The sequence below is a fragment of the Synechococcus lacustris str. Tous genome (assembly GCF_003011125.1).
GTDB classification, from domain to species: domain Bacteria; phylum Cyanobacteriota; class Cyanobacteriia; order PCC-6307; family Cyanobiaceae; genus Synechococcus_D; species Synechococcus_D lacustris.
This window is the reverse complement of sequence record NZ_PXVC01000076.1, coordinates 1-8,663: the sequence shown is the minus strand read 5'-3', so window position 1 is coordinate 8,663 and position 8,663 is coordinate 1. Positions and strand designations below refer to the sequence as shown.

At 49.4% G+C, this 8,663-nt stretch carries 12 protein-coding genes; 2 read left to right on the top strand and 10 right to left on the bottom strand.

What is annotated here, in order from left to right; translation table 11 throughout:
* Positions 1–245: 245 nt before the first annotated feature.
* Positions 246–752 (bottom strand): FUSC family protein, encoded by a 507-nt coding sequence (locus C7K08_RS11415; protein WP_106500733.1) that lies wholly within the window; start codon positions 750–752, stop codon positions 246–248.
* A gap of 54 nt (positions 753–806) precedes the next feature.
* Here C7K08_RS11415 and C7K08_RS15570 point away from each other — a divergent pair, with 54 nt between their 5' ends.
* The gene (locus C7K08_RS15570) at positions 807–965 is read left to right on the top strand and encodes a hypothetical protein (RefSeq protein WP_161955901.1); all 159 of its coding nucleotides are present in this window, start codon (positions 807–809) and stop codon (positions 963–965) included.
* A gap of 186 nt (positions 966–1,151) precedes the next feature.
* Here the strand turns inward: C7K08_RS15570 and brnA are convergent, their stop codons facing one another.
* The 9 genes from brnA to C7K08_RS11375 all read right to left on the bottom strand — a co-directional run bounded on the left by brnA (position 1,152) and on the right by C7K08_RS11375 (position 8,035).
* The gene (gene brnA, locus C7K08_RS11410) at positions 1,152–1,385 is read right to left on the bottom strand and encodes a type II toxin-antitoxin system BrnA family antitoxin (RefSeq protein WP_106500732.1); all 234 of its coding nucleotides are present in this window, start codon (positions 1,383–1,385) and stop codon (positions 1,152–1,154) included.
* The gene (locus tag C7K08_RS16465; RefSeq protein WP_272867436.1) at positions 1,372–1,581 is read right to left on the bottom strand and encodes a BrnT family toxin; all 210 of its coding nucleotides are present in this window, start codon (positions 1,579–1,581) and stop codon (positions 1,372–1,374) included. Before C7K08_RS16465 ends, brnA begins: the two co-directional genes overlap by 14 nt.
* Positions 1,582–1,695: 114 nt before the next feature.
* On the bottom strand, positions 1,696–2,424 hold the full coding sequence (locus C7K08_RS11400) for an RAD52 family DNA repair protein (RefSeq protein ID WP_106500731.1): 729 nt from the start codon (positions 2,422–2,424) through the stop codon (positions 1,696–1,698).
* Positions 2,425–2,479: 55 nt separating this feature from the next.
* On the bottom strand, positions 2,480–3,028 hold the full coding sequence (locus tag C7K08_RS11395; protein ID WP_241537228.1) for a siphovirus Gp157 family protein: 549 nt from the start codon (positions 3,026–3,028) through the stop codon (positions 2,480–2,482).
* Positions 3,029–3,153: 125 nt separating this feature from the next.
* On the bottom strand, positions 3,154–3,654 hold the full coding sequence (locus C7K08_RS11390; RefSeq protein ID WP_106500730.1) for an SLOG family protein: 501 nt from the start codon (positions 3,652–3,654) through the stop codon (positions 3,154–3,156).
* A 655-nt stretch (positions 3,655–4,309) separates the two neighbouring features.
* Positions 4,310–5,167, bottom strand: coding sequence for a DNA-processing protein DprA (locus C7K08_RS11385; protein WP_161955900.1), 858 nt, complete (start codon positions 5,165–5,167; stop codon positions 4,310–4,312).
* Between the two features lie 10 nt (positions 5,168–5,177).
* Positions 5,178–6,518 carry a phosphoribosyltransferase gene (locus C7K08_RS15240; RefSeq protein WP_133165240.1) on the bottom strand — a complete coding sequence of 447 codons (1,341 nt, stop codon included), beginning with the start codon at positions 6,516–6,518 and terminating at the stop codon, positions 5,178–5,180.
* A 190-nt stretch (positions 6,519–6,708) separates the two neighbouring features.
* Complete coding sequence (locus tag C7K08_RS11380) at positions 6,709–7,755, bottom strand: hypothetical protein (protein ID WP_106500728.1); 1,047 nt, start codon at positions 7,753–7,755, stop codon at positions 6,709–6,711.
* 4 nt (positions 7,756–7,759) lie between these two features.
* On the bottom strand, positions 7,760–8,035 hold the full coding sequence (locus tag C7K08_RS11375; RefSeq protein WP_106500727.1) for a hypothetical protein: 276 nt from the start codon (positions 8,033–8,035) through the stop codon (positions 7,760–7,762).
* 76 nt (positions 8,036–8,111) lie between these two features.
* Between C7K08_RS11375 and C7K08_RS16660 the strand changes: the two genes are divergently transcribed.
* Positions 8,112–8,240: a hypothetical protein gene (locus C7K08_RS16660; protein WP_272867435.1), complete on the top strand. Its 129-nt coding sequence runs from the start codon at positions 8,112–8,114 to the stop codon at positions 8,238–8,240.
* Positions 8,241–8,663 lie beyond the last annotated feature (423 nt).

Sequence of the window (8,663 nt, the reverse complement as noted above, 5' to 3'; positions counted from 1 at the left end):
GGGCTGCCGCTGCGCTGGGCCGCAGCGGCAGCCCGCTGCAGGGTTTGCTTGGCCTCTGATGTCAGCCTCAGGTCCAGTTTTTCAGTCCGCAAAGTCGATAACGCCATCACTGCACCTAGAGCCCCTACCACTTTAAGCCCACACGCCAGACATTGTCATGACAGTTGCGGCTGAATTTCTCGTTCTTCTCGGTCTCGCCGCCTGACAGGGCATGTAAAGGCTCTTGATTAGTAGTTATGTGGGCTTCAAGAATCACCACTGGCCTGGTTGATTGCGCTTGGCCAAACTCTCGCCGCGAGCACCGCAACGCCGGTGCCGATGAATGATTCAGCCAAGCGCAGTAGAGCATTAAGCCCAGGACTCAGCTTTGGATCCAGGCTGCCGGTRACCATCACAACGATCACGGTGATAGCTGCTAAGCGGCCATGACTAGGTACTTTTATCGCTGCGCAAAGCGCAACTGTGRCGAAGATTGCCACGGCCATGCCCAGAGGGTGAAAGGGCAACAGCGTGAGGTAGATGGCACTGGTGCCGGCGCCGATGGCTGAACCCAAAATTCGCAGCGAGGCTGAGGATGTTGTTTCTTTGCGGGTGGCCTGGGTTACCACGATCGCTGAGATCGCCGACCAAAGCCCGCCTATTTTGGGTAGGTAGCCAGGGAACAGATCCGTAAACCAGTAGCCAAGTAAGTAAGCCACTAAAGCTGCCGTAGCGATTTCAGCGGGGATACGCAGACGCTCTGCTTTATTCATGATTCAGGCCCACTTCACTGGTTATCGAATCGCTTTCTAACGGCAGATGCCAGCTTGGCGAAGCAACGATCGATCCTGCTAGAGCGCTACACCTTTGAGCAGGATCGCCCTAAGCCATTCCTCCCCGCCTTAAAGGAAGATGCTCCCTGGCTGCAGACTGGTTGCCTCGCCCCTGTGGGGTTCTGGTGTGGCTTGATCAATAAATATCCTTAGATAATTCAAATGCTCCTTACTTGAAATAACAGTTGTTATTGGGATATCAGCTGTAATTCAATGAACAGCAAGGCTGTAAGCAATTACTAAATTGTTTTGTTATGCCCCCAAAGGGTTCAAATAAAAAGACATCAATTTTGCTGGCGCTGACGGAGGTAAATGCATTATTCAGTTAGTGCATTGATTTCAGCTGGACGCAGTGCTGTGTTCCAATCGCTCAGCGAGCCAAATCTTGATGATCGACTGCCTTGTTACGCCAAGGCGGGTGGCCTCACGATCGAGTTGCTCCACCATCCAAAAAGGGAAATCAACATTTACGCGCTTTTGCTGTAGGCGCGGGCGCGTGGCGGAGTCGAGATCGAGTTCGCCGATCACGGCATCCCCAGCATCAAAGCGACGATCGAATTCAGAACTGTTCATAAAGCTGTACCTCTTCTAGACGTGAGCGACGGACAGAAATGAGACGAATAGCCTGGCTGCGGTGGGTGATCACAGCTGACCAGTGCTTGCCATGGATCTGAGCAATAACAAGAAATCGAGGCTCATCCGTTGTTCGAGCTGGAATCTCCAGCAGATCGGGATCGCTCCATAGAGCTTGGGCATCAACAAAGTTGATGCCGTGCTTCTCCTAGTTGGACTTGCTCTTGATCGGATCGAATTCAAAGTCCATAGAATACAAAATCTATACCTTTTTTATCCAAAAGAGCTAGTTGCTTTGTTTGGTTACGGTTCAAGCTGCCAGCTGTTGGTGCTGCGCCATAAACGTCTTGATCCAATCATGGTGCTGTCGCTGGCAGATCAAATCAGCGATCGATGTGGCATCTGCCGGCACTTGAAAATGCTTGCGGAACGCCTTGGTGAAACCCTCAAGAGCAGGGCGGGGCAATCCACGCACGGTGGAAAGGATCTGCTTGATAGTGGCGGGATCTATGAGTTCAAGGCCTACATCTGCCGGGGGCTCAACAGCAGTAGTAGTAAGTTTTGACGGCGCTACTTGGTGGCCTAGCGCGAGTGCACTTGAACTGATGACTTGCCGTTGTTGCTTGTCATAAAGCGCTAAACCAAATGGGTTACCAAAGGTCATTAGGGCACGTTTCATTGCATCAGTTTCAGCTTCTTTTAAAGCTGATTCATGGGCTTGACCTAGATCAGCATCGATGCCATGGCCGGCACCACTGCCTTCTCTAATGATCGCTCCTACCTGGATACGCACCTTGGCTGTGTAGGTAACACCCCAGCCAGTGCGGCCATCRCGACCGATATTGCGTTCACGTTCGCAAACGCATTTTAATTCGATCGTTTCACGCTGCCAGCCATCAAAACCAAAGATGCGATTTGCTTCTGCGATCACATGCCAACCTTCTAGGTAAGAAAAGCTGCGATTTGATTGATTGCGATATTGAACATTAGCGCGATCAAGCGGTGCTGCTAGCRMATGTTGTTGTTGAGTAGAAAACATARTAAATCAAGTGTTRAAAGGATAAATGGAATAAAWTGAATAACYAAYAAATCAATTAATTKATTTTCCAACTGCGGCGATTAAGAAGAGTGGCACCACTTACTTCTAAGCCYTTTTTTARTGCAGCCTTWATTGCATTTTTATCTGGTGCTGTRCTGGTTTTAACAACTAACCAYTCAGCTKTAATTTTATCTAGATCAATAATTTCAACAACAGTTGATTTRCGACTTGTTAGTTCATGGTTAGGAAAAGAAAAGCGTGTTGCTTCTGGTTGTAAATGTGTAAGCACATATAGAAGCGATTGCTCAAGSGYATCAGCTCTGGTTTGATCAGCCTTGGCAATATCACTAAGCCTTTTGGCTTGTTGTTGCCTATAGCTAGCTTGTGCCCGTAGATGATCAATTACCCAACAGGTTGCATCTGCTTTATCTGATAGTTTTTGCTTATTACCTTCTTCTTGYAATAAGGCAGCTTCTARTTCACCTAGAGCTGATTGAACAAGTTCTGGATCTTCTAGCTCTAACTGTGCAGCAAAAGCAGCGATCTGAGCTGTAAGTGCTTGGGCTTCTATACCAAGCTGCCATAGACCTAAACCAGAACCCATTGGGGCGGACCCCATAGGGGCAGACCCCATAGGGGCAGACCCCATAGGGGCGGAGGCAACAGGGGCAGACCCCACAGGRGCGGAGGCAACCGGGTGTGGAACTGAGGGAAGGGAAACCATAGTGATTAAGCGCAAATAGGGTTTAAAGAAATAGAGCTGGCATCAGCACTGGTGGCACGGCCACWGGTGCTGATGCCACAGGAGGCCTCAGMAGCAGAGATTTGCCTAATGGCAATTGGCACAGCTGATCTGGCACTTAGCTTTCGCGCTTGCYGAATTAGATCGGCAGTGCCCTTACCGCCAGGGAAGGCGATCACCAGAATTGAGATCTGCTCCTGTGTGGGTAACTGCAGAGCTATTGCCTTTTCAATTGCAAGCTGCARTAACTGCTGATTACGAATTGGCCCTGCACAACGGCCATGGCGCTGCCAATCAGCTGAGATAGCAAGGCACGGCCAAGCCAATAGATGGGCGGCACGGTTGATGGCAGCATCAGCACCTTTTGCATTGCCGTGGATCAATAAATGAACGCGACAACCAGAAACACGTGCTAACAATGWTCGGGCACAATCTTGATCAGAAAYRATCAGATCACGRCCACCACAAGCAACAATAATTTTAGACATAAGCAATTAAATGCAATAATRAACTTGAWAGAAAAAACTTACCGCAGGCGATGGGCTCGGGGCCTTTGGTGCCTCYATATTTTAGCACATAATTAATARCTWAAYCAGCYAAASYGGTTGCAAGAMCWGAGCRAATACGGCAGCCGCCGGAATAWCTTTAGGSCCWATTCTTAWTATYAAATGGGCCAAYCAATAGAGCRGAGGCTGAGAACGAAAAGGCACAGCCGCAGGATGTGCCAAGTTCGATAAGCCGAACGCTCGGCCCKRTGGGTCTCGGGCCTATGGGTCTTGGCTAAAAGCTTGTTTAACAGCAGCYAACTWATCGCTTGAATCCCATKCTTCTGCAGMGCTACTGCTGGCAGGCACTAACTCCCCTTCTCGTTTCCATAGGTGCCTYCAGCTATAAAGCGTTTGACGGCTAATACCTGTAGCCCTTGAAATTTCAGTAACTGTTTCCCTGCTGGGCGGACTCATCCGTTTGCGAATTTCACCACGAAATTTGGCGTCGTTAATCGGTCTCGTTGTTCATCGGTTGCACCCCCTGGTTTCTTTGATGCGAGCGGACTTCTTTGCTGATACAGGGGGGGCCCACGCGGTGAACAGTGGGGTGGGTGCGCCATTTTGAGGCGAGCAAGGCTCTAGTGAATCAAGAAACTCACAACAAAGACTGCTGAATAAAGGATTGAGCCACGCTCTGATTTTGATGTTTTGGCAACAAAATGCCTGCTCCTTCACGAATGGAGTGGGCATCACTTGCAAGGTCAAAGACAAGGGGTGCAGGACGTCCATTTATTAATTTGACGTTTCCTGCCCACTGATCTGCATTCAATAGATGCATTGGAGGAGAAATCGTCGCGAGAGGTCTCCCTAGTGAAGCCAGGGTTTTCATCGCATGCATAGATCCTCCATTCAAGGAGCTTTGGAGCAATACCCCGGCATGAGAAAGACCCGCTTGAATTCTATCTCGAGCAACGAAATAAGATTTTTGGATTTTGGTTCCAGGCTCATATTCGGAAACAAGACACCCTCCGGCCTCCACAATATCTTGAGCTAAGCCTTGATTTTCCTTAGGATAAATCTTATCAATGCCGCAAGGAAGAACCGCTACAGTCGGTGTAGTTGAGCGGATGGATGCAATATGCGCAATCGAGTCGCATCCCAAGGCAAGGCCACTAACCACACAACTTGCAAGCGATGAAAGATGTTCGCAAAAACTTGGTGCGAAATCCTGAATGCATGAGTCTGGATTTCTTGTCCCAACAATTGCAATTATATTCGCACTGAGGAGAGAATCAACTCGTCCAATCAAGTAGAGATTGACAGGCGGAGTGCTAAGCCCTCTGAGATTGGCAGGATAAAGATCGGAAAGATAAGGGACAATCACGATACCTTGATCAATTATTCGCTCCACTTTATCCACCGATCTTGACCATATTGCATGCCATTCAGAATGACCAATTTCAATCGAGGGGAAACACTTTAAAACTGTGGAGAATACATCGAACGACTCCAAGGAGGTCAGACTATCGAGGATCTTCCTGGACTTTGCCGGCCCTATGCCCGGCAGCATCGAAACGGAGACATGGGCAGCAATTTGGGCAATCATACAATTTATGTGCAATATTTTGAAGCAGTGGGCGAAGAACACGCGATAAACGAAGCGATTTAACTATAGACGCAAGATAAGGTCCAATTTTGTAATAAAGAAGAATTAGTCGCTTTCCTGCTACTGTAGAGGCCAGATTCTCATCTCGCCACCTTCGCAGCAGCTGCACATCCTTGTGATCACAGTCACCATCATAAATAGCAGTAACGACAAAACAGTCGCTATTCGAGGCGCTTACCTTTTGCGTATTAGAATTGCCAGTAGGGCTAGGCCTGGTTTTGATCTGATTACTTGAAACCTTAGGAGTGGTACGAGCAACCGAATCGCTTCTGTATCGGTTACTGACTCTTGGCGGCCTGTGCTGTTGAGAAGTATTTGCAGCTTGCACATTCTTACCGATCGTTGAACGCTCTATAATCAAACGATCTATGATTCCCTGTTGACTTGAATATCGGTCAGTCTTCGCCATTGCCAAACAAAGTATACTATTTGATACACCCACTTCTCTAAGCATTGTCTTGCAAACCCTGAAAGACTGACCACTCGTTACAACGTCATCAATCAAAAGGATAGTGCCCATTGGGTCGAAGACAAATGGCTCTACGGCGATGGTCGAAGCGAGTTCTTCATCAGTGAAGCGTGCACCGTGTGATTTTTTTCCTCTACGTACAATAGTTCGAAACAGCGAGGACGCATCTCTATATCGTTCAGATGCCCTAGCAACCCTCGCGATTACGCTTTTTAGTGATTGACTACCGTAGGGACTTGAGGGCGGAATACATGACAAATAAATGATTCCTTCGCTAGGGAGTATTTCAAGTAGAGCATCTGCATAAAGCTGCAACTCAAATTCCATTCCATCTTTAAGTCGCAATATTCTTCTGTCCGCATTGGAGTGCAATTCGGATGTTGTAGGGTGATAAAGCTGCAAGGCCATTGAATCGCTTTCTCCTGGTATTAACTCATTAAATCCTTGAAAGTGGCGAAATGAGACGTATTCACACGCGGGTTCAACCAATGAAGCCCTAGGGGTTTGAGCTATGAAATCATTTACGTTAGAAGAATTTTCATCATGTCCCAACAATTGCCGCATTCTTTCTTCGGTAATCGTCCAAAGTTTAGACAGAAGTGAAGACTCTCGACCGCGTGGCAACCCCTCTAGTTGAATCTGCCTAGAAATTGCCTCATGCTCCGCCCGAAGAGCTTCTACTGAAGCAGCATTCAATATTCTTGTTTTTTCTTCATCCGAGATAGGCATTAGTCAGATCTTCCATCAAGCTTACAAAGAGTCACCAAGGAGGAGAGCCTGCGTCCATGGAAAACTGGCAACAGATTAATCATCCTAGGAAAATCTATCAAGCGGCAATCATAAATAGCAAAAGAAAAACCAAGGTCAGAACGAAGCCGGAGAAGATCCTTCTGGAAAAGATAATTCATTAACAATCGGATTAAAGCATCAGTTCCATCTCGTCATCGAGCATGAAGGAATCGAACTCTTCCATGCTTTGCCAGGGCAGAGCGCGGCCAAGAGCCTCGCTAATGCAGACTAAGCGTTTGAGGCTGTTCCGGTAAAGGCCAGCCTGTTGAGGCACCTTGAGTTCATCGAGAAATGGGCTGAAGGTCTGGCGGAAGCCTTCGCCGTAGGCCTCCTCCAGTTGATCGAGCTCCTCTTGGCAGCGGCGCAGCTCCAGGATGGCGGCCGCGCACTCGCGTTCGATTACCTCTTGCCGCTCTTCTGCAATGGTCACGATGTTGTTGCTTCCTAGGCCAAGCACCCCAGATTCAACCAACACAGCCGCTGCGATATAGCCGCTGATTGCTCCAACGGCTGCCCCAACGACAGGTACTGGGATCAGGAGTTGACCAGCCATTCCACAATAACTGGTTGCTGTAGCTCTCAAGGCTGCACCACCTAACTCTTCCCTGTAAGCCTCGTGATCAATCTCTCCCCTCGCAAAACGGTGAGTAGACAACCCTGCCTCAAAGATGGCATTGGCGATTGCCCCTGGCCCCATCTCGCCTATTACCCGAGCTACTCCAGCCTCATTGGCCGAGATGGCAATCAAGCGTGATCCGCCGGCCACGGAGCTTCCCCTGACTGCACCAGAGGCTGTCGCCTTGAGTGTGATCAGGATCGCTTCTGTGGCTGTTGTCTCTCCTTGGCTGAGGCCCATGGCTCGGTGGATGGCTGAGAAGGTGCCCGTAAGGCAGCCGCCCACAGCACCTCCAATCAATCCCGCTTGCCCCACCTCCCTGAGAACGGCCACGCCCCGGAGTTGGAGTTCGGTGACGTATGGATGCTTGGCGGCGAACTCGGCCTGAGCACGGGTGGTTCCTCCACTGCCGATACCGTTGGCATGGAGCTCGTCGCTGAGGTGATCAGCTACATCCGACAACGCATCGGAACGTGATGAATTAAGACCAAAGCGTCGTTGATATCTATCGATCAGATCTTGGATTTCTCTTTCACCACCCTTCGGAACAAGCCGATCCATAGTGCTAAAGGCTAGTGATATCCCAGATGCGTTGCCATTCAACTGGGCTGATTGCTGCTGCTTGATTTGCCTCAACGGCTTTATCAATTTCATCTACCCGCTTTAATACCGCTTCCATGGCAGGCAGCAGCTCTTCTTCTAGCAAGCAAAGCTCTTCTTCTCCATAGGGATGATCAATCCATARGCGCTGAATCGGCTGCTGTTGTGAGTTGCGTAATACCGCTTGCAATGCCTTATGGCAGGAATCAATAAGAGCAAATGGATCGCTTTTAGTGGCCATTGAAATAGATGTGATGGGCGCAGCCCATAACCGCAGCGCAAGGCAAGGGTTGGCTAGAGGCCAACTTGCGCAGCCCTTGCCCGCTGCGGATCATGGAGCAAGCCAGCACATCGCATTGATGGGTCTTGGCCCTATGGGTCTTGGCCCTACGGGTCTCGGCCCTGTGGGTCTCGGCCCTGTGGGTCTTGGCCCTGTGGGTATGTAAGTGCGGCAATTGGTTATATGTATTACCTCGTTTTCTGGSAGCGCAGATCAACTGCAACGGTTGTRRATGCCASRGRTGCTGCTCAGGCAAGGCGTCTTGCWGCTAAACAAAAGAAAAAGGGTTACGGCTCYATTGCTTCTGCCCGGCGGGCAGTTGCTGCTGATGTTGCTCTARTACGTAAAGGCAGTTGGGTAAGGCGGCGGCGTAATGGAACTAGCCCGCAATTTGRCAGTGCAAAACAAAAAGCAGCYGCTAGAAGCTTGCGTAGTGCTTATCGCAGTTGGCTTTAGGGCCAATAGGGCCCTAATAGAGCTTGTCCACWCGTGCCCTGCGGCAATAGCTAGGGACCAAGTGTTTTAGATCAACGATGGGCCTCACTCTTATTGAGGCAGCTAAGTATGAAAACCGGCTTGAGCATTTAGC

Excerpts from the sequence above, each read along its gene's own strand:
- brnA (WP_106500732.1), bottom strand. The coding sequence starts at position 1,385 with ATGAACAGTTCTGAATTCGATCGTCGCTTTGATGCTGGGGATGCCGTG.
- C7K08_RS15240 (WP_133165240.1), bottom strand. The coding sequence starts at position 6,518 with ATGCCTATCTCGGATGAAGAAAAAACAAGAATATTGAATGCTGCTTCA.
- C7K08_RS11380 (WP_106500728.1), bottom strand. The coding sequence starts at position 7,755 with ATGGATCGGCTTGTTCCGAAGGGTGGTGAAAGAGAAATCCAAGATCTG.